Origin of the sequence: Acetobacter tropicalis (genome assembly GCF_030644465.1) — a bacterium.
In the GTDB taxonomy this organism is placed as follows: Bacteria; Pseudomonadota; Alphaproteobacteria; order Acetobacterales; family Acetobacteraceae; genus Acetobacter; species Acetobacter tropicalis.
In genome coordinates this window covers 2,849,194-2,874,946 of the sequence record NZ_JAUYUW010000001.1, presented here as the reverse complement: position 1 = coordinate 2,874,946, position 25,753 = coordinate 2,849,194, and the positions used below count along the sequence as shown (strand labels likewise).

General features: G+C 55.3%; 20 protein-coding genes. 10 read left to right on the top strand and 10 right to left on the bottom strand.

Annotated elements, in window-relative coordinates; all coding sequences use genetic code 11:
* Positions 1-180: 180 nt before the first annotated feature.
* A complete protein-coding gene (locus tag QWU00_RS13020) occupies positions 181-2,637 on the bottom strand; it encodes a TonB-dependent receptor (protein ID WP_035377998.1) in 2,457 nt (818 codons plus the stop codon).
* Positions 2,638-3,185: 548 nt separating this feature from the next.
* Between QWU00_RS13020 and QWU00_RS13015 the strand changes: the two genes are divergently transcribed.
* Positions 3,186-3,971 (top strand): alpha/beta fold hydrolase, encoded by a 786-nt coding sequence (locus QWU00_RS13015; RefSeq protein WP_035377996.1) that lies wholly within the window; start codon positions 3,186-3,188, stop codon positions 3,969-3,971.
* Positions 3,972-3,982: 11 nt separating this feature from the next.
* On the opposite strand, the gene QWU00_RS13010 is transcribed toward QWU00_RS13015, so the two are convergent.
* A complete protein-coding gene (locus tag QWU00_RS13010; protein ID WP_035377994.1) occupies positions 3,983-5,647 on the bottom strand; it encodes an NAD(P)/FAD-dependent oxidoreductase in 1,665 nt (554 codons plus the stop codon).
* Between the two features lie 369 nt (positions 5,648-6,016).
* Here QWU00_RS13010 and QWU00_RS13005 point away from each other — a divergent pair, with 369 nt between their 5' ends.
* From QWU00_RS13005 to QWU00_RS12995, 3 genes are all read left to right on the top strand, one after another.
* Positions 6,017-7,090, top strand: coding sequence for a cation diffusion facilitator family transporter (locus QWU00_RS13005; RefSeq protein ID WP_231551604.1), 1,074 nt, complete (start codon positions 6,017-6,019; stop codon positions 7,088-7,090).
* Between the two features lie 52 nt (positions 7,091-7,142).
* Complete coding sequence (locus QWU00_RS13000) at positions 7,143-8,078, top strand: cation diffusion facilitator family transporter (protein WP_081938942.1); 936 nt, start codon at positions 7,143-7,145, stop codon at positions 8,076-8,078.
* A gap of 174 nt (positions 8,079-8,252) precedes the next feature.
* Positions 8,253-9,626: a chloride channel protein gene (locus tag QWU00_RS12995; RefSeq protein ID WP_086641301.1), complete on the top strand. Its 1,374-nt coding sequence runs from the start codon at positions 8,253-8,255 to the stop codon at positions 9,624-9,626.
* 102 nt (positions 9,627-9,728) lie between these two features.
* Here the strand turns inward: QWU00_RS12995 and QWU00_RS12990 are convergent, their stop codons facing one another.
* A complete protein-coding gene (locus QWU00_RS12990; protein WP_081938941.1) occupies positions 9,729-11,465 on the bottom strand; it encodes a Hint domain-containing protein in 1,737 nt (578 codons plus the stop codon).
* 280 nt (positions 11,466-11,745) lie between these two features.
* Here QWU00_RS12990 and QWU00_RS12985 point away from each other — a divergent pair, with 280 nt between their 5' ends.
* From QWU00_RS12985 to QWU00_RS12975, 3 genes are all read left to right on the top strand, one after another.
* Positions 11,746-12,738, top strand: a complete 993-nt coding sequence (locus QWU00_RS12985) for a CobW family GTP-binding protein (protein WP_035377991.1) — start codon at positions 11,746-11,748, stop codon at positions 12,736-12,738.
* Positions 12,735-13,787: a WD40 repeat domain-containing protein gene (locus QWU00_RS12980; protein ID WP_035377989.1), complete on the top strand. Its 1,053-nt coding sequence runs from the start codon at positions 12,735-12,737 to the stop codon at positions 13,785-13,787. Before QWU00_RS12985 ends, QWU00_RS12980 begins: the two co-directional genes overlap by 4 nt.
* Positions 13,788-13,907: 120 nt before the next feature.
* Positions 13,908-15,194: an NAD(P)/FAD-dependent oxidoreductase gene (locus tag QWU00_RS12975; RefSeq protein ID WP_035377987.1), complete on the top strand. Its 1,287-nt coding sequence runs from the start codon at positions 13,908-13,910 to the stop codon at positions 15,192-15,194.
* Between the two features lie 148 nt (positions 15,195-15,342).
* On the opposite strand, the gene QWU00_RS12970 is transcribed toward QWU00_RS12975, so the two are convergent.
* From QWU00_RS12970 to QWU00_RS12950, 5 genes are all read right to left on the bottom strand, one after another.
* Positions 15,343-15,519, bottom strand: a complete 177-nt coding sequence (locus QWU00_RS12970; protein WP_231551587.1) for a hypothetical protein — start codon at positions 15,517-15,519, stop codon at positions 15,343-15,345.
* A 15-nt stretch (positions 15,520-15,534) separates the two neighbouring features.
* A complete protein-coding gene (locus tag QWU00_RS12965) occupies positions 15,535-16,011 on the bottom strand; it encodes an Hsp20/alpha crystallin family protein (protein ID WP_035377984.1) in 477 nt (158 codons plus the stop codon).
* A 409-nt stretch (positions 16,012-16,420) separates the two neighbouring features.
* A complete protein-coding gene (locus QWU00_RS12960) occupies positions 16,421-17,560 on the bottom strand; it encodes an acetoin dehydrogenase dihydrolipoyllysine-residue acetyltransferase subunit (protein WP_035377983.1) in 1,140 nt (379 codons plus the stop codon).
* A 3-nt stretch (positions 17,561-17,563) separates the two neighbouring features.
* A complete protein-coding gene (locus QWU00_RS12955; RefSeq protein WP_035377981.1) occupies positions 17,564-18,592 on the bottom strand; it encodes an alpha-ketoacid dehydrogenase subunit beta in 1,029 nt (342 codons plus the stop codon).
* Between the two features lie 108 nt (positions 18,593-18,700).
* Positions 18,701-19,666, bottom strand: a complete 966-nt coding sequence (locus QWU00_RS12950; RefSeq protein WP_035377979.1) for a thiamine pyrophosphate-dependent dehydrogenase E1 component subunit alpha — start codon at positions 19,664-19,666, stop codon at positions 18,701-18,703.
* A 288-nt stretch (positions 19,667-19,954) separates the two neighbouring features.
* On the opposite strand from QWU00_RS12950, the gene QWU00_RS12945 reads away from it, so the two are divergent.
* Complete coding sequence (locus QWU00_RS12945; RefSeq protein ID WP_035377975.1) at positions 19,955-20,335, top strand: group III truncated hemoglobin; 381 nt, start codon at positions 19,955-19,957, stop codon at positions 20,333-20,335.
* 132 nt (positions 20,336-20,467) lie between these two features.
* The gene (locus QWU00_RS12940) at positions 20,468-21,670 is read left to right on the top strand and encodes an acyltransferase family protein (protein ID WP_052051158.1); all 1,203 of its coding nucleotides are present in this window, start codon (positions 20,468-20,470) and stop codon (positions 21,668-21,670) included.
* A gap of 144 nt (positions 21,671-21,814) precedes the next feature.
* On the opposite strand, the gene QWU00_RS12935 is transcribed toward QWU00_RS12940, so the two are convergent.
* Positions 21,815-23,386 (bottom strand): type 1 periplasmic-binding domain-containing protein, encoded by a 1,572-nt coding sequence (locus tag QWU00_RS12935; protein WP_035377973.1) that lies wholly within the window; start codon positions 23,384-23,386, stop codon positions 21,815-21,817.
* A complete protein-coding gene (locus tag QWU00_RS12930) occupies positions 23,383-24,231 on the bottom strand; it encodes an ABC transporter ATP-binding protein (protein ID WP_052051157.1) in 849 nt (282 codons plus the stop codon). The genes QWU00_RS12935 and QWU00_RS12930 overlap by 4 nt, the downstream gene beginning before the upstream one ends.
* Positions 24,232-24,463: 232 nt before the next feature.
* On the opposite strand from QWU00_RS12930, the gene QWU00_RS12925 reads away from it, so the two are divergent.
* Positions 24,464-25,729, top strand: a complete 1,266-nt coding sequence (locus QWU00_RS12925) for an MFS transporter (RefSeq protein ID WP_035378195.1) — start codon at positions 24,464-24,466, stop codon at positions 25,727-25,729.
* The last annotated feature ends 24 nt before the right edge of the window (positions 25,730-25,753 follow it).

The window sequence follows — 25,753 nt, the reverse complement described above, 5'->3', positions numbered from 1 at the left end:
AAAAAGACAGATCTGATCAGATTAGGATGGCCACAAAAGCCTTTAGAAGCTGAACACAAGGTCTCTCTTACAAAAATCCAGCCTTCGGATAAGCAGAGAAGCAAAAAAGCGCCAGACACTTCGTCCGGCGCTTTTTTTGGAAAAACGTGAGAGGAATTCTCTCTGGATGGGGAACGTAGCTCAATAATTAGCGGAAAGCTGGAACAGGAACGCACGCCCGATGGAGGGTGTCACGCGATTACTAAACAGATTGCCATAGTTCAAACGATTGGCGAGATTGTAACCATTCATGGCCACTCTCCAATGTGAGCCGAACTGATGAGAAACCACGGCGTCAAATTCCACGTTAGCCGGAACCCGGGCCGTATTGGCCGGATCAAGAAACACACCTTCTCGCCACGTCACGCCACCACCAAGGGTCAGGTTATAGGGTGTCTTGGGGGCAATTTCATAAGTGCTCCACACAGTCGCCTGATTTCGTGGAACATACTGAATCTGCTTGCCAATATCCGCCAGTGTCCCGCCGGTGGTCTTGCTGTCATACCGGGCATATGTGGCAATCATGTTCCAGTTTTTCAAAATCTGACCAGATACACTCAGTTCAATACCCTGGTTGCGCTGCGTATCACCAGAATCCGTTACCTGCCCACTGCTCGGGTCAGTCAGGATCGAATTTCCTTTTTCCAAACGGAAAACGGAAGCCGTAAAGCCAATCCGATCATGAAAAGCCGAATATTTAGCACCCAATTCATAAAGCCTGCTGCGTTCTGGCTCAAACTTGGAGTTTTTGGGAGAAAGCGGCTCCGAGCTGTTCGTGACATACAAGCCAAGCGGTGTGGTGGATTCCGCCCAGTTGAAGTACACCATGGTATGATCATTGGGAGTGTACATCAGGCTAACGTTGGGGTTAAACGTATCCTGCTTCTGGCCCAGATGCGTATCAGACGTGCTGGCAACACCTCCGGTCGCGCTATAATTACTGCTCCAATGGTCCCACCGGAACCCGGCCTTGATGGAGAACCATGGCGTCAACCATGCCTGTTCTGAAAAGAATGCTCCAACATCTGTTGCCGCACTTGTCTTCCATTCCTTACGGCCCACTCCGTTTGGAATATTCACAAGATTTCCGGGATTAAGTGACCCAACACCCACATCAAGCCCCGGAATATAAGCAACAGGATTCAGCAAATTGGCCCAGCGGCGAATGGCCGGATTATTGTAAGCATAATTCTGGCGCCGATCATAAATATGCTCAATATCAAAGCCACCAATCATCTGGTGCTTGATGCTGCCCGTATTAAAGTTGGCCACGGCAGACGCCACGTTCTGTACTGACCAGTCATTTTGCTGGTAAGGGTTTGGTCCCCCTACGCCCCCAATGCGGGAGACCTGAGCCGCCTGCGGATTAGATGAGAAAAGTGCGGAATTACAGGCCGCATTGCAGGATTCCTGTGATGCGGAGAAGTAGCGGCTATAAAGGCCGCCCCGCGTATCATTATAAACCGTGACATATTTATTGACCTCCCATTGCAGGCGGCCCGTCAACATATCAACGTTTGAATTGTCCTGATCAAACGTGGTGCCATACCAGTTGGTACGGCGCACGCCGTATTCCGTAACAGGCTTTCCGTAACTGCTACCCGGTTTTTTAACCACCGGCACCCCATAATCCGGAACGCGGTTGTCAGTCTGGTGCAGATACTCGATGGTATAATTTACCTTTTTACCCAGACCAAAAATAATGGATGGAGCAATACCCCAGCGGTGGGAATAAACGGCATCACGCCCCACCATATTGCTCTCATTACCCATACCCGTGATACGGAATGCAATGCTGTCTGTAATCTTGTGATTAAAATCCAGCGTGCCGCGATAATAGGCCCCACTGCCACCAGAGAAGCTGGCGTTAACATGGTTTCCGGCTGTGGGCGTTTTAGTTGTAATGTTAATAGCCCCCCCGGTTGTGCCATTACCAAACACTTGGGAAGAAGGACCCTTGATTACGGTTACATGGTCATAATCAAAGCTGTCACGGGTATAAACACCAAAATCACGCAAGCCATTTTCGTAAATGTCATTCTGCGCGGCAAAGCCACGGATGAGGAACTGATCCCCCGCCATGCCACCTTCTCCCTCACCAACTGAGGCAGTGATTCCCGGCACGTTTTTCAAGGCTTCATCGAGAGATTTCACATTCTGCTGCTGCATGACAATCTGCGGCACAACATCAATGGTCTGCGGCGTATGCAAAACATCCTGCGGCATACGGCTCAAGCCGATAGGAGTCCGCAATGTGTTCATGGGAGAGGCTGTAACAGTCCATTCCTCAGCCTCTGCGCCGCCTTTGTCGGCTACCAAAGCGGGCCCCTTGCCTTTGGCGTTGGCAAGAGTGGCTTTGGTACCCTCCGGTGCAGAAGGAGCCGTTACAGAAACCGGCGCTCCTTTTACGCCAGCCTGATCCCGGTGCGTTCCTTTTTTATGATCACGGTGCCCGGTTTTTTTTGCATCAGCCAGAGAATGGCCACGTGCGGCCACCGCCTGATCCTCAGCCATATAGAACGCTGCGGTACATCCCAAGGTCAAACCCACAGCTAATGGCGCAGGACGGAGACGCCGACGAACACTATAGACACGCATGAACCGCACACCCGCTTTAAGAAAATGGAATTGCGCTGTTATCCATGAATGATAATTATTCGCAAGTGCTTTTAGTAAGCAGGATTTAAGTGTTTCCAATTCTCATTCGCATAAAAAAAATTTTATTTCCGGGAAAACCTTTTTATTTCCAGAACTTCTTGACGGTTACAGTATCCAGTCCACCGCAAAGCATATCTCATCACTAAATTCTGCATGTCTCTCTCAAAAGAGCCATATGCAGTCTCACCACTCTGCGTCTGAAATAATGGCTGCTAGCAAAACGCGCCTTTACTACGGCTCACAAGAAGGCAGCCTCCCACCGCACACACCAGCAGCTCTTTCGCCAGCAAGGCATCTGCTTCCTTAACCTTGTTCACCTGCCAACCGGCTTTGATCGCGCTTATTCTGCTTTCTTTTGACCCCTCTCTCCAGAAGGTGACGAGAAAACAAGTCTTTACCCCTCGCCTTTCACGGCAGGATGCGCAAAAATCAGCGCTGGGCCTATCCATGCATAGTCAGGCTTCAAGACATAAGGACCAGAGAACATCGTGCTGCTGAATGTGATTGAACGAGGCCCAGAAGACGCCACCGCCACCCCGGACCTGCCCCCCATTGCGCTTCTGCACGGCATGTTCGGGCGCGCCCGGAATCTGGGTTTTGTACAACGGCGGCTGGCCACCACCCGCCGCACTTTGGCGCTTGACCTGCGCAACCATGGAGATAGCCCGCATGGGCCGGTCAGTTATCAGGCCATGGCGGACGATGTTCTGGAAACATTGCAGCACCACAACGCGCTGCCGGCGATGATACTGGGGCATTCCATGGGTGGTAAAACAGCCATGATGCTGGCTCTGACCCACCCTACGCAGGTTCATAGTCTGGTGGTTGTTGATATCGCCCCCGCGCAAGGCGGCTTTACCCGCATGGACATTCCCACAGGGCTGGAAAATCTGGAGTTTCCCCCCTCGCTGGATCTTGCGGGTGCAAACGCGCTGTTGCGCCCCCTTATCCCCAATGAATCCGTACGCCAGTTGATGATCCAGAACATGCGGCTAGGGGAGCATCCGGGCTGGCAGATCGGACTGGACGAGATCATGTCCTCACTTCCAGCCATCATGGGATGGCCTGATCTGCCCGAAACCTGCGTTTATAATGGTCCGACGCTGTTTATCCGCGGAGAAATTTCTCCCTACATCCAGCCGCGCAACTATCCTGTCATGCGCAAACTCTTCCCGCATTACACGCTGGAAACCATAAGCGGCGCAGGCCACTGGGTGCATGCAGATGCCCCTAGAAGGTTTGCAGAACTGGTGGAAGAGTTCTCGAAATTATAAGGGCTGTCCCGTTACAGCCCGAGCCCTTCCACCGGACGACCTGCCATATCCAGCGCCACTGCTTCCGCAATACGGATGCCGTCTATCCCGGCGGAAAGAATGCCGCCCGCATATCCGGCTCCTTCTCCTGCCGGGTAAAGGCCGGGCGTTCCTACAGATTGCCCGTCCTGCCCGCGCGGCAGGCGCACGGGAGAGGACGTACGGGTTTCAACACCAGTCATGACCGCGTCTTCCATAGCGAACCCGCGCAGCTTCCGATCAAAACGCGGCAACGCCTCCCGCAGGGCTTCCACTGCAAAATCAGGCAGGCAGGTTGAAAGATCCGTGGGCGTTACGCCGGGTTTGTAGGATGGCACAACATTCCCCAATGTGGTGGAGGGTCGTCCGGCCAGAAAATCCCCCACACGCTGGGCGGGAGCGTTGTAATTGCAGCCGCCAGCCACAAAGGCCTGTCGCTCCCAATGGCGCTGGAAATCAATGCCAGCCAGCGGATCATCCGGATAATCCTCACCGGGGCGCAGATCCACCACCATACCGGAATTGGCGTTTCGTTCCGCACGGGAATACTGGCTCATCCCGTTGGTGACCACCTGCCCGATTTCGGACGTAGCCGCCACAACCGTGCCACCGGGACACATACAGAAAGAATACACCCCGCGTCCGTTACTGGCGTGATGCACCAGCCTATATTCTGCCGCACCCAGAAGCTTGTTGCCTGCACTCGGCCCGAACTGGGCGGTATCAATGACCGATTGCGGGTGTTCAATCCGCACCCCAATGGAAAACGGCTTGGCCTGCATTTCCACACCTGCGTCCCGCAGCATGGCAAACGTATCACGGGCACTGTGGCCCACGGCCATGACCACATGATCCACCTCTATCACGTCACCAGTAGCCGTGCGCACGCCTTTTATCCGGCGTGTTCCATCCTCCAGAACCAGTCCGTCCACACGGGTGCCAAAGCGATATTCCCCTCCGGCGGCCTCAATCTCTGCGCGGATATGCTCAACCATGGAAACCAGCCGAAACGTGCCAATATGCGGGTGCGCCAGATAGAGAATTTCCTCCGGGGCACCGGCTTTTACAAACTCCTCCAGCACGCGGCGGCCCAGAAAGCGTGGGTCCCGCACCTGACTGTACAGCTTACCGTCCGAGAACGTTCCTGCCCCGCCTTCTCCAAACTGCACGTTGCTTTCCGGCGTCAGTTCCCCGCGCCGCCACAGGGCAAACGTATCCACAGTGCGTTCGCGCACCACCTTGCCACGCTCCAGCAACAAAGGCCGCAACCCCATGCGCGCCAGCATCAGCGCGGCCATGAACCCGCAGGGGCCAGCGCCTATCACGATTGGCCGCTTATATCCCGCCTTGCCCGCCAGTTCTGCGCCCTGCTCCACCGCCACCGGCTGCCGCCAGGACATATCCGGCGCTATGGTCACATGGGGATTGGTCGGGTAGGCCGCCTGAAAACGTGCCAGAACGGCAGCTTCGTTCTTCACCACGCAGTCAACGGTGTACACAAGCTTGATGACGCTCCGCCGCCGCGCATCATGCCCGCGCCGAAACACGCTAACACTTTCCAGCTCATCCGGAGCCAGCGCAAGGCGCTCGCGGACCGCTTCCTCCAGCGCCTGTGGAGGATGATCGAGTGGAAGCCGCAGTTCGGTCAGTCGGAGCATGGCGTGACCTTCATCAGATGTGATAGTACAAAAAATTCAGAAAAAGGGAGCCCGGGCTTCCTATGCCGGACAGCGTCTGAACGCAACGGTATGGTGGCACTCCAGCCCGCAAGGATGTAGCGTTTCATGGCCGATACCACTCCACAGCACCCGCACCCCGGCACGACGGACAAAGCTCCCCCTCCCGTAACGCCTGCTTCTGACCACGCCTTCCCTAAGGATCACTCAGCCTGTCGCCACCACACGGAGGAAATCGCCAGCAACAAGGCAGACTCCTCAGTGGCAGCATCATCCGGCACGGAGGCACATGCTCACGCCGCACATCAGCATAATGAGCCTGACCATACCGGGCATGACCATGAAGCCTGCATGAGTTCGCACACCAGCGACTCTGCGGAACATGGAACCAAGCTGTCAGGCTGCCAAGCCCACACTCACACCCATGATGCACATAGTGACGGACACGACCACGCTGCGGGCCACCATGATGACCATGCAGGCCATGACCACAGCCACCATCACGGTTTCGGCCATCATCATGCCCACACACCGGCGTCCTTCGGAACAGCCTTTGCTATCGGCATCACTCTGAATCTGGTCTATCTGGCGGCTGAAGCCCTGTGGGGCGTATTCTCCCATTCTCTGGCGCTGCTGGCCGATGCTGGCCATAATTTGTCCGATGTGCTGGCACTGGCCGCTGCATGGCTGGCGGAAAAACTGTCCAAACGCTCCCCCTCGGCCCGATTCACTTATGGCCTTCGGCGCTCCTCCATTCTGGCAGCCCTTTCAAACGCCGTGATCCTGCTGGTTGTTACAGGCGGGGTCGCGTGGGAATCCTTTGGCCGCCTACTGGAACCCAGCCCGGTGGCGGGCAAGACCGTCATGATTGTGGCAGCCATAGGCATTCTGGTGAATGGCGGCACCGCCATGCTGTTCGCATCTGGCCAGAAAAACGATCTCAACATTCGTGGTGCCTTTCTGCACATGATGGCGGATGCCGTTACCTCTCTGGCGGTGGTGATTGCTGGCGGTCTGGTTCTGCTGACCGGCCTGAACTGGATAGACCCGGCTGTCAGTCTGGCCATCTCCGCGCTGGTGGTGCTGACCACATGGGGCCTGCTGCGCGATTCCGTGGATATGGCGCTGGATGCCGTACCCCGCTCCATTGACCATGCGGCCGTGGAAGATTTTCTACGCACTATTCCCGCTGTGGCAGATCTTCATGACCTGCATATCTGGCCGATCAGCACAACCGAAACCGCCCTCACGGTCCATCTGGTGCTGGTCTCCACACCACCCATCAATTCCGCCGCCCAGACGGCCCTGTTGCAGAATGTGGTTGAGGGGCTACGCTCACGCTTCAATATTGCCCACCCCACCGTGCAGATTGAAGAAGCCTGCTACGCGCCCTCCTGCCATCTGGTTGATCCGCATACTGTCTGACTGCGTTTTTCCGCTCTCTCACATGTGTTTCGTATAAAGGGTTCCGCCTGTTTTGACCTTGCGTCTCCCCCTACCCGAAAGCAACAAAGGTATTGCAGCGTGCAGCCTTGTTATCAGTCTTGTCGCGCTGGGGCTGAAATACGCCGCATGGGCCGTTAGCGGCAGCGTGGCGCTGTATTCCGATGCCGTGGAAACCATCATCAACGTGGTCGCAGCGGTCGGGGGACTGTGGGCTCTGGCTGTGTCTGAACGTCCGGCTGACCACAACCATACCTATGGCCATTACAAGGCCGAATATCTTTCCGCCGTGGCGGAAGGGACTATGGTTCTGGTGACAGCGTTCATTATCGGGCGGGAAGCTGTAGAAGGGTGGTTACACCCTCATCCCGCACTAGCTCCTTATGCAGGTGTAGCGCTGAACGGCATTGCCACCTTGGTCAATTTGGGCTGGGGCCTGACCATGCTTCAGGCAGGGCGCGCACGCCGCTCTCCTGCTCTGGTGGCAGGCGGCCAACATGTGCTTTCTGATGTGTGGACCGGCGTTGGGTTGGTGGTCGGTATTTTGCTAATTCCGCTGACAGGCTGGGTACGGCTGGATGCCGTGCTGGCTGGGCTGATTGCGCTGAACGTGCTCCGCGTAGGCTGGAACGTGATGAAAGACTCCATTGCAGGGCTAATGGATCAGGCTCCAGACCCTGAGACACTCGATCAAATCCGTGAGGTCATTGCCGATAACGGGCGCGGAGCCATAGAGGCGCATGATATCCGCACCCGTGTGGTCGGAGCCATGACCTTCCTTGATTTCCACCTGGTCGTGCCGGGCAGCATGAGCGTGCATGATGCGCACGAGATCTGTGACCGGATTGAAAATGCGCTTGAGGGCAAAATGGGCAATACGCTGGTCCATATCCATGTAGAGCCGGACAACAAGGCCAAGCATGAAGGGATTGTGTTCTGGCCTCGGCCAGACACAGCATCTGGCCAGTAAAGCGGCCTGATACCCCTCTGGTCACGCTTGGGCCGCGTCCCTCTGCAAGCATGACACACTCCACGCTATGCGTCTGGCTCATAAAGCCTTTCGACAAGGAAAGACTTTGCTTCCTTCATGGAACGAGCATGTTACAAGGCCCCTAATATTTCCTCGGACTTTCAGGATAGTCTCATGCCCGCCAGCGTGACCGCCACCTCTGCTCATCTCCGCCATATCCGGGAGCAGGCCAAAGCAGGCACCGTCAACTGGCGGCGCAAACTCATTTACTGGTCCGGCGGGGTGATGGTCGGGATCATCGCGGTTGCATTCGCCACGCTTGCCGATAAAGCAGCAGATCTGAGAAGCCACATTATCACACTCAGCCCTTGGCTTATGCTGATTGTCACCCCTGGCGGTCTGGCACTGTCCACGTGGTTGACACGCAAATGGTTCAAGGGGGCACAGGGCAGCGGTATTCCTCAGGCCATTGCCTGCATGCATCTGCATGATTTCCGGGTTGTGGACCGTGTTCTTTCTCTTAAAATCGCCATCGCCAAAATCTTTCTCACATCACTCGGGCTACTGTCCGGCGCTTCCATCGGGCGAGAAGGACCAACTGTACAGGTTGGCGCTTCCATCATGCACACGGTAGGACGATTTATCGGCATCAATGATCCGGTACGGCAGCATGCGCTCATCAAGGCAGGGGGAGCAGCCGGGGTTGCGGCAGCCTTTAACACCCCTCTTGCTGGTATTGTGTTCGGAATTGAGGAACTGGCTCATTCCTATGAACAGCGTACCAGTGGCACCATGCTGACTTGTGTGGTTCTGGCGGGGGTAACCGCCATTGCTCTGGTCGGCAACTACACCTATTTCGGGCATACGGATTCTGTGGTGCCTGTTGGCATCAGTTGGCTGGCTGTTCTGGCCTGCGGCATTATGGGTGGGGTAAGCGGTGGCATGTTCTCTGCCCTGCTTATTCGAATTTCACGAGGTATTCCTGGAAAATTCGGCAAGTTCGTTGCAAACTGGCCGATCACTTTTGCTGCGCTGTGCGGCCTTGTTCTGGCTGTGATTGGCCTTCTGTCTGGCGGCATGACCTACGGAACGGGTTATCTCCAGGCGCGTGATATCATTATGGGAGACGAACATTACCCGGCCTCCTACTTTGTGCTGAAATGCGTTGCTACCATTGTTTCCTATTGTTCCGGCATTCCCGGCGGCTTGTTTGCCCCTTCCCTTTCCGTTGGCGCTGGTATGGGTGGCTGGATTGCACAGTTTCTGCCCCACACCACACCAGGAGCCGTCGTTCTGTTGGGAACAGTGGCCTATTTTGCCGCCGTGACCCAGTCTCCCCTTACGGCAACAGTTATTGTGATGGAAATGTGCGATAACCAGCAGGTCACTCTGGCTTTGCTGGCCAGCGCCTTTCTGGCGTTTGGTGTTTCCCGTGCCATTTGCAGCCACGCTCTTTACGGCGCACTGGCCGTAAAATTCCTGCGCTCCGCCAACCCACGCCCCGGCATGTCCACCCGCCCCTCTACCGCCACAGATACAGCACGCTGATTTCAGCTTCCGGAACGGGATAACAGGCCCATAAACAGAAAGGGGAACGCTGCGTTAACAGCGCTCCCCTTTTCTGTTTTGATGCCTAAAGATTAACAGGTTTTACACGCTGGCAATTTTCTGTTCCGTCTGCACGTCTTCCAGCACATAGGGACCTGCAGCAACAATCCGCACACTCAGCATAGCCAGCGCACCCGGCTTACGCCCGCTGAGTGGAATTTCCGCACGTCCTGCCGTCCAGCGCATGGTGTGGCCAGCGTCCACACCATGCCAACCCTGCAAGTCTGCATCCTGCATGGTGTTTTCCAGATTGCGGGCAGCCCCGACCCCTTCCTGCAGGCTCATGTTGCTCACCAGAACACCCAGTTGACGCCGATCATCCACAAACGGACCAATTGTGTCTGCCGGGCGGCTTGTACGAGACGCCAGCCACACGCGCTCAACACCGGGGGGCACAAGGAAGAACACTTTGCCGTTCTGTTCACGAGCCTTACGAATAATAGCACCGTTTTCTGTCACCAGATGCACATCAGCATCATTGGTCAGAACGGGTGCCGGGGTAACAGCTTCAATTCCGGCATGCTTTGCACGAGCTTCAATCTTGCGGAAAATCGGCTCCACAACACTCTGATCCACAACCAACGGCGCAGCAGCATCTTCCGCCCATGTACGAACGGTCTTGTGGGAACCAGCGTTGAGGCTGACAACAGTGCCTTCCTGCCGGAAAGAACCCCGGTTACCGGTATCCAGATAGCTTTCTGTCATCACACCATCCGCCACAATAACGGAATGCTGCTCGGTTTCGATGTGATAGTAATCGTAAGAGGTAATGGAGTGATCATAGAAAATGGATGCACCATTCACCAGCATGCGCACAGGCGTAAACAAACCATTGAAGAGCAGGCAATGTTCTGGTGTCACCAGCATGTCCTTGTAGGGGACACCTTCCGCCAGCGCGCCTTTCAGAATACGCACCGGATACCCGGCTTCATCGTCCGGCAAACCAGCCTTGACTGTAACGTGCGCCTTGCCAGCCCACACCACTTTCCGAACCTGCTGCTGCCCATCCACATAAGCAACAACACTGTCTCCCACCTGAATATCCTGAACAGCAACATCCCCTTCAGGAGTGCGGATCATGGAGTCAGACAGGAAGCAGGTGATAACGCCGCCATTGCCATCAGACTGAGTAAAGTTCTTACCGTAAGTACCAGCGAGCCAGTTATGCGTTCCCGTATTTGTCAGATCAAAGGGGTCTCCAGACAATGTAATCGCTCGTCCAATCCCTAGAATCCCCAGCAAACTGACACCATCGCCAATTGTCGTTGTGTTTGTTAGTGGGTTGTACGATGCAGGAATTGAACTGCTGCTTGGAAAATCCATTACAAAATTCTTGGGAATGGTTGTCGTTGTGTTCCCATTCGTATCAACAAATGACACTGGCAGGCTCAACACACCAAGCGACAATCCGGTAGGTTCAACTTTAATTTCGCCACCAGCGGGACCAACTGTAACAGTATTAAGGACTTTTGCGCCAATAACACTGCCTTGCAAATCCAGTATTCCGCCATTGACAGTGAGAGAGGTTGCAACCCCTGCATCCAGAAGTCCTCCGCCCACTTTGGCTGTTGCACCATTCTGTACGGTAATGGAAGAAATTGCACTGACACCCGCCAATCCGGTCGACAGATCGACAACAACATTATCGCCTGCTGGCGTATCCGCATTTTTGGTTACGACAATAGCACTCAGAGCCGAAACACCAGCTAATGATGACAGATCGCCACTACTGTATACAGTAGCAACCCCTGCATTGATTTTAACGAGAGCACCGGCCATGTCTTAACCTTTCATTAATACATAAAAATTTCGTCCTTGAGTTACATAATTCCAAATTATTAATTTAAAGTTAGCAAAACTATTAACACTCGCGATTCGTTTTGATTTTTTCTAACAGGCCTCTTTTCGTATCGCTTCCTGCCAAAAAACTGGCGAAGACAGCCAAGAACCACCTCCCCGTCCCTCCTGAACAAGGCAGCTTCTCCCCTACTCTGGTGTGATGCCGCCCCGAGCCCTATATGAATGACACCTGTTTCTGTTAACGGAGGCCCTGTTATTCATGTCTGATGCGCCCCTTCCTTCTGATACTCAGGACGCACTTGTTCCTGTTACCGTGCTCACGGGTTTTCTGGGTGCTGGCAAAACCACCCTGCTCAACCATATTCTGACCGCCGAACACGGCCGCAAATATGCTGTTGTGATTAACGAATACGGTGAACTCGGTGTGGATAATGACCTTGTGGTCGATGCCGATGAAGAAGTGTTCGAGATGAACAATGGCTGCATCTGCTGCACCGTGCGCGGAGACCTGATCCGTATTCTGGGTGGTTTGATGAAGCGCCGTGGCAAGTTTGACGGCATTATTATTGAAACCACGGGCCTGGCAGACCCCGCCCCCGTGGCCCAGACCTTCTTTGCGGATGAAGACGTACGCGCCAAAACGCGGCTGGATGCTGTGGTGACAGTGGTGGATGCCCTGAATATCCTGCAAACCCTGAAGGAAAGCCCGGAAGCGCATCAGCAGATTGCATTTGCCGATGTCATGATTCTGAACAAGACAGATCTGGTAGATGATGCACAGTTGAAACAGGTGGAAGACACCCTGCGCAGCATCAATGCCATTGCCCCCATCCATCGTGCCCAGAAAGGCAATGTGAAGCTGACGGACGTTATGGACCGCGGTGGCTTTGATCTTCAGCGCGTTCTGGAACACATGCCAGACTTTCTGGAAAACCCGGAACACCACCATGAAGAGGATCTGAGCAGCGTTTCCCTGACCGTGAAGACCCCGCTGGATGCAGGCAAATTCCAGATGTGGATTGGCGCACTGCTTCAGGAAAAAGGTGCGGACATTCTGCGCACCAAGGGGATTCTGAATTTTGAGGGCCAGCCTGACCGCTTTGCCTTTCAGGCCGTGCACATGATGGCGGATGGCAATAACATCGGCCCATGGAAAGAAGGTGAACCCCGCGAATCCCGTCTGGTGTTCATTGGCCGCAACCTCAACCGGCCCCAGCTCCGCCGTGGGCTTGAAAGCTGTGCCGTAGCATGAGCGAGACCCTGACCCTGCGTGGCCTGATTGAAAAACGCGGTGCATCCCGCGTAGTGGAAGGCCATATCACGTCTTGCGCTGCCTCCCGCGATCATCAACGCTTCGCCTTCACCACAGGCGAGGGTGACGTGATTGTCGCCCATCGGAGCGATCTGACTGATGCGGCAAGCTGGAATACCTATGCGGTGCATGACGGCCCAGCCCTCTCCGTAGCACCCGACACCGACCCTCATGGTTTTTTAACGGGTGGTGATGATGGGCGTCTCTGCCGTCTGGACATGCACGGCGAGATTGAGGAACTGGGCAAAAGCCGCCGGTGGGTGGAGCATGTGCTCAGTTATGTGGACGGCAAAGCGTCCTACATTGCTGCCGCCATGGGCAAGCAGGTTGAACTGCGGGACGCTACCGGACGCACCGTGTTAAAAACGTTCGAGCACCCCTCTTCTGTGTCGGGCATCACGTTTGACGCCAAGGGCAAGCGTCTTGCGGCTTCCCACTATAACGGGGCATCGCTATGGTACACGCAGTCCAAGAGTGACAATCCACGCCTGCTGGAATGGAAGGGCAGCCACATTGGCATAGCCATGCACCCGCAGGGTGAGGCACTGGTCACTGCCATGCAGGACAATGATCTTCATGGCTGGCGGCTGTCTGATGGCCACAATATCCGCATGAGCGGCTACCCCACCAAGGTCCGTTCCATGTCCTTTTCCGCCAACGGCAAGTGGCTGGCTACCAGCGGGGCGGATGTCGTGGTCATGTGGCCGTTCTTTGGTGGTGGCCCCATGGGCAAACCACCTGCGGAACTGCCCGGTGCCGGTGGTGCCCTCTGCACCCGGGTGGCGTTTCATCCTGAACAGGAAGTTGTTGCAGCAGGATTTGCCGATGGTACGGTGCTTATGATTGAACCTGCCACGGAACGAGTGCTACCAGTCTCCTTGGGCGGTAATGGTCCCATAAGTGCTCTGGCCTATAGCGCAGATGGCTGCATGCTGGGTTTTGGCACGGAAGAAGGACTGATCGGTCTGGTTGATCTGGCCGCTGCCTGACGCAGGTCTGCCAGACCCTGTGCGTCTGGCAGACAACATTTGCGTGACCTCAACAAGCAGTGCGTTGCGTCTATCCGCTTCTCGCCAAATAGGTGAGGAGCAATGGAGGGTTAATTTGGTATGAGTGATCAGTTTCGGTTGGTGATTGTGGGTGGCGGTATTGCCGGGCTCGCTCTGGCCACGCGCCTTGGCAACAGCCTTGGCCGTGCGGGCAAGCTGGATATTACCCTGGTGGACAAAGGCTTTGCCCATGTCTGGAAACCCATGCTCCATTGCTTTGCCGCAGGCACAGCCCGGAACGAGAATGATCGCATCACCTTCATCTCCCATGCGGCAGGACACGGTTTTCGCTTTTGCTATGGTGAGATTGCAGGGCTGGACCGCACCAATCGGCGCATCACTCTTGCCCCCTTGGTGGAGCAGGACGATGAGGATGTGATTCTGGAAGAACGGTATCTGGATTATGATGCCGTGATTTTTGCCATTGGCAGTCGCGCCAATGATTTTGGCACCCCCGGCGTGGAACAGCACTGCATTTTTCTGGATAACGTGGTTGAAGCGAACAACTTCAATGAACGCTTCCGCCATGCGCTGCTCCAGTCCTACGGGCGCGGCACTCCGCTTGATATTGCCATTGTAGGCGGCGGCGCGACTGGCGTGCAGCTAGCGGCGGAACTGCACAAGGCGCTGGACATCGGCTCCCTTTACAATTTCACCCCCCAAACGCCTGAAATGCGCGTTACGCTGCTGGAAGCTGGTCCCCGCATCCTGCCTTCCTTCCCGGAAGATGTATCGGAAGGCGCACGTAAACAGCTTGAGGCACTGAAAATTTCCGTCCGCACGGGAGCCATGGTCTCCGGTGTGGATGAGAAAGGCTTTATCCTCAAGGATGGCTCTCGCGTGGATGCCCAGTTCCGTGTCTGGGCTGCCGGGGTGAAAGCACCGGATGTCACCCGCGTTCTGGATGGTCTGGACTGCGCCCGTGGCGGGCAGCTTGTGGTCAAACCCAATCTCCAGACCACGCAGGATGATCGGATTTTTGCTGTCGGGGACTGCTCCTTCATTACTGAAAATCCGTTCCCGCCCACAGCACAGGTTGCCCGGCAGGAAGCGCATCATCTGGCAAAATATCTGCCAGACTGGATTTTGCACCAAAAGCCCGTACCGCCTTTCAAATTCCATAACAAAGGCGCCATTGTGGCCCTTGGCAGCTACAACGGCTGGGGTGCCTTTGCAGATGGCAAGACCTTTGGCGGTGGTGCCCTGCATGGACTAAGCGCCCGGCTTGGCCACACAGCCCTGTATCGCCAGCATCAGATTGAGCTCTACGGCGTGACACGCGGGCTGATTGCCTGCTTTACAGACTGGCTGGATGGCTTTGTACGCCCACCCATCCGAATGGACTAAGTCCGGTCTCCCACTTCAGACGGTATGAAGTATCGTCTGGAGCCAATCTGTGTTTTTCAAAGCCTGTTTCTGCATGACAACAAACCCTGCGTGAGCGAATCACGCAGGGTTTTGTTTTGCGCTCTTTCCGCCAGAGGGCAGGAACAGTTTAATCCAGATATTTTGCGGTGCCCTTATTCAGGCCCTCAATAAAATGCTCACACAGCATTTCCACCACTTCACCTTTGGTGTTCTTCAGCCGGACCTTGCACTCTCCATCGTTAACGGTGCCCAGCATGGTGTAGTGGGTTCCAGAAACGTCAACCTTGCGGTCTTTTACACTCATTTTCATTCGTCCTGTTTATTCGGCCTTGATGGCAATATGCCGCTCGGCCGGTTTGCTTTCTACCTTTTTGGGCAACGTAATGGTCAACACGCCCAACTTGAGACCGGCAGAAATCTTCTCCACATCCACATCGTCCGGAAGCGTGAACGTTTCTTCAAACGCTGCAAACTGACGCCCACTAACATGATGCTTCGCTGTTTCTTCCGTAACGGGCTTTTTCTTCTCCCCGCTTATGGTCAGAACACCATTGGCCGTTCCGAGCTTGATGTCTTCTTCAGAACATCCCGGCACTTCTGCAACAATCTGATACGCTTTTGCTGTTTCTGTAATATCGGTTGCCCCAAACCGATGGGCCCCGCTGGCATCAGGCGCTTTGTAATCTTCAAACAGACGGCTCATCTGGCGTTGAAGCGCTATGAACGGATCTGCCACGCGCACACTACCAACCGGAACACGTACAACCGGCGACCGACCATTTGCTGAATACGTCATCTCATCCTCCTCTTTTCAGAGGCGCTACCGACCGTAGCCTCTGAACATGGGCATGATTTCCCTTTTCTGCTCGCTCTCCTTTGATCCAGATCAAATAATCCAGAGAACGACCAGAAACGCCGCAATGCGCCCACCGCATGGCATGAGACTTCTCTTTTTTATGAAAAACGCTTCCATTTATATGAATAAATCAAAAACCCCATCCAGACTGATAGCACCGCACTGCAAAAAGGGATCAGACTCCCGCCCTTTCAGACGTAAAAGAATGGCGCATCTCCGCCACCAGCCTCTCTTTCCCCATTCTCCATCCGCCACAAAAAAAGACGGCAGAGCATTTACTCTGCCGTCCCCAACTTTACCTTATGTGAAAATCGAGGAGGCATCCTGACCGAATACCTCCTGCGCCCTTTCAGGCAGGCACGCGTTCCTTCAGAAACTCTTCCATCTCTTTGTTCACGTCCGATGCTTTTTCCAATTGGGGCAGATGCCCCACGCCCGGCAGAATATGTTTCTTGACAGAAGAAGGAACATTCTCGGCACCCGCTACAGGCAGCACCTCATCAGCTTCTCCCCAGAAAAGCTGTACCGGCACTTTCGCTGCATCCAGCACAGGACGCAGATCATCCCCCTGCTCCCCATTGGGGAAACATGCCGTGGCAATGGTGCGCAGCGCATCACGTGCGCCATCCAACCGGCGTGCCCGCATCACGCTATCCACCATTTTGCGCCCAATCAGGCTTTTGTCATGCACCAGTTTTTCAAGTTCCTGCTGCATGGCGCGGTTTCGGTCTGCTTCAATAAAGCCGGTAATGAACGCCATATTCACCGCCTTTTCCAGCCCGGCAGGAGCCACAAGAGAAAGTGAGGCGACTTTATCCGCATGGTCGCGCAGCAGTGTGAGGGCAATGCCACCGCCCAGAGAATGCCCCATGACATGCGCCTTGGAAATGGAGAGTGCGTCCAGCAGGTCCGCCACGGCACCCGCCAGCCCCGCCAGAGAACCATCCGTCACTGCTTTGGTAGAGGCCCCATGGCCCGGCAGATCAAACGCAATTACCCGTCGGTCGGAGGCAAGGGCGTCCTGCGTTAAAAGCCAGTTGCTGATATCACCGCCAAACCCATGAATAAGCAGAAGCGGCAGATCATCCCCGGTCCCGACATCGCGCACGTTCAGACTATACTCACCAGCCTGCACCTGATGAGGTTCCGTGTCGGCAGAGTTTGCCCCTTCCGCTTCTTCACCCGTGCTCTGCTCAGCCTGAAAACGGGTGACAAACGCTTCAATATCCGCATCCGACACGGAAGGATCAGCCAGAACGCCAATCAGGGCACCCACAGGCAATGTCTCACCTGCTGGCGCAACCTGTTTGCGCAACACCCCATCCGTGGGGCTTTCATAGCCGCTGGTGATTTTGCTGGTTTCAATGTCAGCCAGTTCATCACCCTGCTTCACGCTCTGCCCCGGTTCCACCAGCCAGGAGGCAAGTTTGCCTTCTGTCATGGCCAGACCGAATTTGGGCATTGTCAGAGGTACAATGGTATTTGTCATGGTTCAGGCAACCTCACGCGCATGCTGTTTCATGACTGTTTTCACAGCAGCTTCAATTTTTTCTGCACTGGGCATATAGAGTTTTTCAAGCGGGGTAGAAAATGGCACTGGCGTATGCGGTGGCACAACCCGCACAATCGGGGCCTTAAGCGCACCAAAAGCGCGTTCCGCCACAAGGGCAGAAATATCGCAGGCCATGTTGCAGCGCGGGCTGGATTCATCCACTACCACAAGACGGCCCGTTTCTTCCACACATTCTAAAATGGTGTCTTCATCAAACGGGGATGTGGTGCGAGGGTCGATCACGGTACAGGTAATACCCTGTTTTTCCAGCCGATCCGCAGCTTCATTCGCCATACCCACCATGCGGCCAATGGCCACAATGGTCACATCCTCCCCTTCGCGCGTCAGGTTCGCTTCCCCAAACGGGATGGTGTAGGATTCATCAGGAACATCTTCCTCCTCATCATACATCACCTTGTTTTCAAGGAAAATGACCGGATCATCATCACGGATGGCTTCAATCAGCAGCCCCTTGGCCTCATACGGCGAGGAAGGAATAACCACTTTCAGCCCCGGAATATGCGTAAACAGCGGATAAAGGGACTGGCTGTGCTGCGCGGCCGCATTGAACCCTGCGCCATACATGGCACGAATAACCATGGGCGTGCGGGCCTTGCCACCAAACATGTACCGGAACTTGGCTGCCTGATTAAGCACCTGATCCAGACAGGACCCGATAAAATCAACAAACATCAGTTCTGCCACCGGGCGCAGGCCTGTTGCCGCAGCACCTGCGGCGGCCCCAATGTAGGAAGCTTCCGAGATCGGGGTATCCAGCACACGGTCTTCCCCAAATTCGGTCAGGAGACCCTTGGTCACCCCCAGCACGCCACCCCACGCATCCTTCACGCCGGATGTGCCGCCACGGCCGCCAGCCACATCTTCCCCCATCAGGATCACGCGCGGATCACGCCGCATTTCCTGCCGCAGGGCCTCATTAATGGCCTGACGAAAACTCTTTTTACTCATTGTCTTTTCGTCCTTCTGTCCTGCCGGGAGCGCCCTTACGCTGTAACTGCTTACTGCGTTTAAGCCCTACCACCGGCTGGCGTTGTTCCTGTTTATCTGAAGCTGTGCTCAGTATTTCACATAGACATCAGCCATCAGGGCTGAATCCTCAGGCCATGGAGCAGCCTTGGCGGCAATAACGGAGCTTTCAATTTCATCCGCCACGGCTGCATCAATGTCATCCAGCGCGGTGGCTTCCAACAAACCGGCAGAGGTTACACGCTCACGGAAATGCTTCAGGCAATCATGATGTTCTTTTTGTTCTGCCACTTCGCCAGCAACACGGTAGGTCATGGCATCGCCTTCAAAGTGCCCATACCAGCGGCTAAGATGCACATGCAGCATCACCGGACCTTTGCCTGAGCGCGCATAATCAATGGCCTCACGCGCTGTTTCATAAACAGAAAAGAAATCCGTCCCGTCACACTCCATGTACGGCATACCAAATCCGGCAGCCCGGTCTTTCTGTGTACCTGCACAGGCATAGGAAGCGCCGGTGGCTTCACCATACCCATTATCTTCCACCACAAATACGGCTGGCAGTTTCCACACGCTGGCCAAATTCAGGCTTTCAAGCGTGAACCCTTCATTGGACGCACCATCCCCGTAAAAGGCAATGGCCACACCATTATCTTTCAGAGTTTTGTGAGAAAGCGCCGCACCGCAGATAAGCGGCGGACCACCACCAACAATACCGTTTGCGCCCAGCATCCCCTTGGAGAGGTCCGCAATGTGCATGGAGCCACCCTTGCCACGACACACCCCGGTCTGGCGGCCATAAATTTCAGCCATCATACCGCCAACATCCACGCCCTTGGCAATACAATGCCCGTGGCCGCGGTGTGTGCTGGCAATGGTGTCATTATCCGTCAGATGCGCACATACACCCACGGCGGAGGCTTCCTCGCCGCAGTAAAGATGCACGAAGCCGGGAATTTCCCCTGTGGCAAATTCCACGTGCAGCCGTTCTTCAAACGCACGAATGGTACGCATGGCCCGGTAGGACTGGAGCAGTGTTTCTCTGGCAATCTGCATGGAGGAGATCCTTCCCCTTATTATTGAGTGTTATGAGAGTTAGAGTGCCAACGCCCCCATGTTACGTACCGTTGCGCATACGTCAGCTCAATTCATGCGATTCACGCATATGTGAATTTCTTAATTTTTATATCAGAAAGGCTTTGTTTTCCCCATTTTCCACGGCCCACTCAGTGTCGGTCTGGACAGGCGTGCTCTGCCTTACTTTTATGGCCTGCCACCTTTATAATCCGCACATTTTTGAACAGACCTGATGAGGGAGTAATTCCCCGCTACTGGAGAAGACGTATGCAGCAGCCCATCCCCCGCATCCCAGATGAGACTCTCCGCAAGCTGATTGCCGTTTTCTATACACGGGTGCGCAAGGACCCTTTAATCGGCCCCGTTTTCAACGCATCCATTTCTGACTGGAACGCCCATCAGGAAACCTTGTTCCATTTCTGGGCCTCCCTTTTATACGGCAACACGGGCTATAATGGGCGGCCAGTGCCCGCCCATTTCAAACACCGCGAGCACATGACTCCAGCCGCCTTCACACGCTGGCTGACGCTGTGGCAACAGACCACCACGGAACTCCTCTCGCCAGAAGCTGCGGCCCTGCTGCAAAACCGGGCCGAATGTATTGGCAACAGTTTTCAACGCGCCATGTCCTTCCAGAGTGGCCTTTAGAGCGGTCTACAAACGGCCTCATCTGAGGGCATCACTCTTCCCCGCATTCCTCATTCTTAAGAAATCAGCCCCATTTCCACCATGAACCCCGGGTAGTCCTTCGGCTTTCCATCCGCGTCGGATACACCGCATATGCTCCCTTCAGGTTCTGTGGCTCCCCCTTTCCCCCTCAGCCACCGTAACCGGCGGATTGATCTGCTACGCGGCGTGGCCATTCTGCTGGTGCTGTTTCACCATTTCTGCATTGCCTATCCGCTCAACCACTCCTGGTTGGGCACTTTGCTCACCCCAGACGGGGTGCGCGCCATAGCCCGTAACGGCAATTACGGCGTGACGCTGTTTTTTGTCATTTCCGGCTTTCTGATTACCAGCAACGCGCTAGCACGCTGGGGCAGTCTGGCAGCACTCAATGTCCGATCTTTCTACGCCTTTCGCATAGCGCGCATTCTGCCCTGCCTGCTTCTGCTGCTGGCTGTGGTAAATAGTCTGGCTCTTGCAGACCTTCCCATTTTTGCCACTCATTGCCCCGGCCTTCCCCCCTTGGCCGGTATGCTACGGGCCAATCTTGCCGCCCTCACCTTCAGCATGAATGTGTTTATTGCCCACCATGGCTGGGCCAATTATGCTCTGGGTGTTCTCTGGTCCCTCTCGGTTGAGGAAGTCTTTTACGCCACGTTTCCACTGGTCGCCCTGCTGCTGCGTCGCCAGTCTTTCATTATGGCGTTCTGGGCCCTTATTGCCGTAATTGGCCCTTTCTACCGCATGGCTCATCAGGATGATGAATCCGGCTTTCTCTTCGCCTATTTTGCATCTTTTGACGGCATCGCCATTGGCTGCATGGCTGCGGTTCTGGTCTCAAAATGGCAGTTGCAGCACCAACTGGCCCGTATCCTGCAACCCGTTGTCATTATTGGTATGGCAAGCCTTTATCTCTATCGCTCCATAGGCGGCACCAATATCTGGGGTGTTTCCACCATGGCGTTAGGCACTGCCATCCTGCTGATCGCGTCCGTTCCTCATGCTGAAGGACGCATTATCTCCCGTGTGCGCCTCCTGCGTGGCGTGGAATGGACTGGCCGCCTGAGCTACGAACTCTACCTGTTTCATCTGATTGTTCTGGGGCTTCTGCGCACTTTCCTCCCCGCCAGCACCGTGCCAAACACCGGCCCGATGCGCGTTGTACTTCTGGCAGTTTTCTTTATTGGCTCCTGCGGCATAGCCAGCCTGATTGGCCACTTCTTTGCCGAACCTCTCAACAGGATACTCAGGCGCACTTTGAACAGTCCGCCACAAGGAGAGAGCACGAGAGGCCTTAAACTGAAAAGACGGATTTGAAACCCTGATGCAAAAAACATCAGGGCGGAGCAATCCTCTTTTTCTGTAACCACCGAGCCTGCGAAGAGAGCGTTACGCGCACGCAGACACACAGATGCCCCACGCCGCCATACATTCCTTCAAACGACAAGAAAAAATGCCCGTTTAGGGGGCTGCCAACGGTTCAATGGGCCAGTCAGCCTGTGCCAATGCACGCGGTGCAAGCCATGCCATAAGTGCAGAAAATGGAAGACCTGCAAACAGGGTTCCCCACAACCACGCAGGGGGCGAGGCCTCGGAGAACAGGAGGCTAACGCCCATCTGCACGCAAACAAAGCTCCCCAGCAGATTGAAGGCCTGAAGAACACCCGGGCGTGTTTTGCGGGAGAAAAGCAACGGCAAGCTAGGAAGATAGCTGGCACCCATCATAACCGAGAAAATTGCTCCCATGCTCAGAAACAACTCTCTCCAGCTTTCTGCGCCAAACACAATCCCCAAAGGAGCGCAGAACAGAGCCGCAAGTGCAGCACTCTGCACCGCACGCTTGGCGTGGGTTCTATAAAGCGCCCGCGCAAAATCCGCCCGGGTGCCATACCCTGCCAGATTAAGCAGAAACGGCCAGTCCGCCCGTATCAGCATCCAGGAAGCCAGACCACTGGCGGACATCATGCAGATCATCTGCGGCGCAATCAGCATGGATTTTCTGATGGCAGACCAATGCGGCATGCCTCCTGCAGAAAAAGCCTCCAGAATCATGTTCAGAATAAAAAGAAAAACCAGAACGACCACACTGCTGGCCAGAAATCCAACAGGCCCGGGTGTCATCATGGTATTCGGCACGGGCGGCTTCCGTAACCATGGAAACTGCCATTGCATCAAATTCCTGATTCCGGTGCCCTCCTGCGCACGCGCGCCACCATTGATGGTAACGGCATGGTAAGAGGAAGCAGCCGTAACCCCATACTCTCCCGCAAAAGCGCTTTCCGTAGCCCACCCACTTCCAGCAGGCATCCCATCCCTTTGAAACGGGTAAGATTGGCCTTGGGTTCTGGCCGCCTGAAGAGCGTTCCTCCGTGCCTGATAGCGAGGCTGTGCAACTGTTGGCGCTGCGCCACCCGGCAGAGCCGCAGGCTGTGGCCGATGACCGAGTTCAATGAGGGTCATGCTGATACCAACAGCCAGAAGCCCTACCGCCACATACCATGGCGCAGACAAAATCCGTTCCTGTGATTGCGGAAACATGAAGGCAACAAACAACACGAACATCATGAACATCCGCAACCAGCGCACGGGTTTGCGCAGGTTTTTGGGGCCGGTCATATCGCCATTGACGCCCAGCGCCAGACAGATGGATTCCTGTGCCAGACTATTCAGAAACGGCGCACCCAGATGCAGCAAAGGCACTGCCATAAGCACCACCACACCAGACAGGGCAACCTGCACGGCCTGATATTCAGCCTCAATCATGCCAGGTGTCATGCTGGCGAGCGGACTGCGGACCTGCCGCCAATACTGGCATGCCACTCCGGAAATAAGCGCCTGCAACCCCAGCCACCACCAGGTGCCAAAGGAAGAGGGTAATTTGAACAGCCCGTTCTGCCAGTGTGTGGCCGAATGATCCGTAAATGCGACGAAGAAAGCGACCATCGTCCATAACAGCCCGGTCAACAAGGTGTAGTTTTCCCGCCAAAAAACGGGCTTAACATACAGCCGCAACGCATGAAGGGCGTTTTTCATCGTGACAGGGCCAGAAAGAGGGTTTCTACATCTGGCAAAGCCACATCAAGCCCCTGACCGGCGGCAGCCTGATCCAGAACGGGCTGCCACCCATCCACCCACACACCACCATCCTCCGCCGGGGCCAACACACGCACGCCCCATTCATCAGGCGGCACCGCAGACAGGTGCCGCACCTGCCCCTGCAAGACGGCCTCCGAAACATCCAGCACAATCTGCCCCCGCCGCATAATGACAAAGCGATCACAGATATTCTCAAGATCAGAGATAATATGAGACGAAATAAGAACAGTAGCACCATGCTGGTGCGCATAGTCTGGCAGCAGCCGCATAAAATCATGCCGTGCCTGAGGGTCAAGACTGGCAACGGGTTCATCAAGCACGATCAGATCAGGCCGGAAACGCAGTGCCAGAACAATGGCCAAGCGTTGCCGCTCCCCACCTGAGAGAGACTTAATACGCGCCGCAGGGTCCAGTGCCGCCCATTCCAGCCAGCGGTTATCCTGCGGGGTGTTGGCCGGCCGATATCCCGCCAGATAGCTCAACAGTTCCCCCACTTTGAACCATGTAAAGCCTGTCAGGGTCTGGGGCACAAACCCTATGCGATTACGTACCTGTGACGTCAGGTGATTGACATCCTCGCCAAACAGGCGGATCTGCCCCGCATCGGCTGAAAGAAACCCCAGCAGGCATCCAATCAGCGTGGTCTTGCCTGCACCATTTGGCCCCAGCAGAGCAGCTATTTCGCCCTCCGCCAGTGTCAGATTGAAACCATCCAGCGCCCGCTTTGTGCTGAACTCTTTGACAAGATGCGTAATTTCTAACGGAAAAACAGGCTCAGACACACTTCGGCTCCATTGCGGGATGTCACCCGCCATGGTGCCGGTGAGACCGGAAAGCCGTCAAGAGTATGAAGCAATGGACGGATTTTCCCGGCCGAACCCCTCTGTCTCACGCAGGAGTGACGGTGCAAAACCTTCCGTGCCTTGTGTCTATCCTATTCGTGATGCCCGGAGCCGATAGAACCCTCTTTCCGTTCATGACACACAGAATGGTGCAAGAAACGGATACATGCCCATGACACTTACCGCATCTCAGCCTGACCTGTCCTCACCTACCGCACAACTGCTTACCCCGCAGGAGCGCGCTACTGCCCGACATGTGGTGGCGGCTTCCTTTCTGGCATGGATGCTGGATGCGTGTGATTTCTTTCTTGTGCTCTTCACGCTGGATAACGTGGCCCACAGCTTCAATACCTCTCTGGAAAGCGTGTTGCTGGCCCCCACCCTCACCTTGATGACCCGCCCCATAGGCGCTTATCTGTGTGGGCGGGCAGCAGACACTTACGGACGCAAGCCGGTAATGATCATCACCATTCTGGTGTATTCCGTTATTGAAGTGCTCTCCGCCTTTTCTCCCACACTATGGGTCTTTCTTGTTCTGCGCACTCTCTTCGGCATCGCGCTGGGGGGAGAATGGGGTGTCGGCACGTCTCTGATTATGGAAAGTGTGCCTGCATCATGGCGCGGTACGGCCTCCGGCATTTTGCAGGCAGGGTACCCTGCCGGATACCTGCTGGCCTCCATTCTTTTTCTCACCTTGCCCGTGGTGGGCTGGCGTGGCCTGTTTATTCTTGGCGGAAGCGCCGTTTTTTCGGCGCTCTATATCTGGCTCCGGGTGCCGGAAAGCCCGGACTGGCTGGCTCGACAGAAAGCGTCGGCCAGTCCGACCCAGAAACATCAGGGTCTGTGGCCCATTGTCCGCCAGAATGCGGCTCTTTGCGTTTTTGCCATTACCCTCATGACGGGCTTCAATTTCATGAGCCATGGCTCACAGGATCTGTATCCCAAAGTGTTTCTGGCTCTGGAACGGCACATCCCACCCCCGTCCATTACGCTGATTGTGGTTCTGTATAATGTGGCGGCCATTGCTGGTGGACTTTTCTTTGGCGTTCTCTCCCAGCGCATTGGGCGGCAATATGCCATTGCGCTTGCCGCCTTGCTGACCATCCCGCTGCTGCCACTCTGGACCTTACCCCAATCTGCCTTCTGGCTGGCGGTAGGAGCCATGTGCATCCAGTTCTGTATTCAGGGGGCATGGGGCGTGGTGCCTGCGTATCTGAGCGAACTTTCCCCCGCCTCCATACGCGCCACCTTCCCCGGTCTGGCCTATCAATGTGGAAATCTTCTGGCGGCCAGCAACGCCCTTTTACAAACTGAAATAGGCCGCGTTCTGGGCCGAGGGCTTGCCCCTGCCCTGATGCTGACAGTTGGCTTGGCGGCCCTTGCCGTTCTGGTGCTGACACTCCTGAACGCCAAACTCCACCCTCAAAGGGCATCATGAGTAGAAGGACAGTAGCGTCATCAA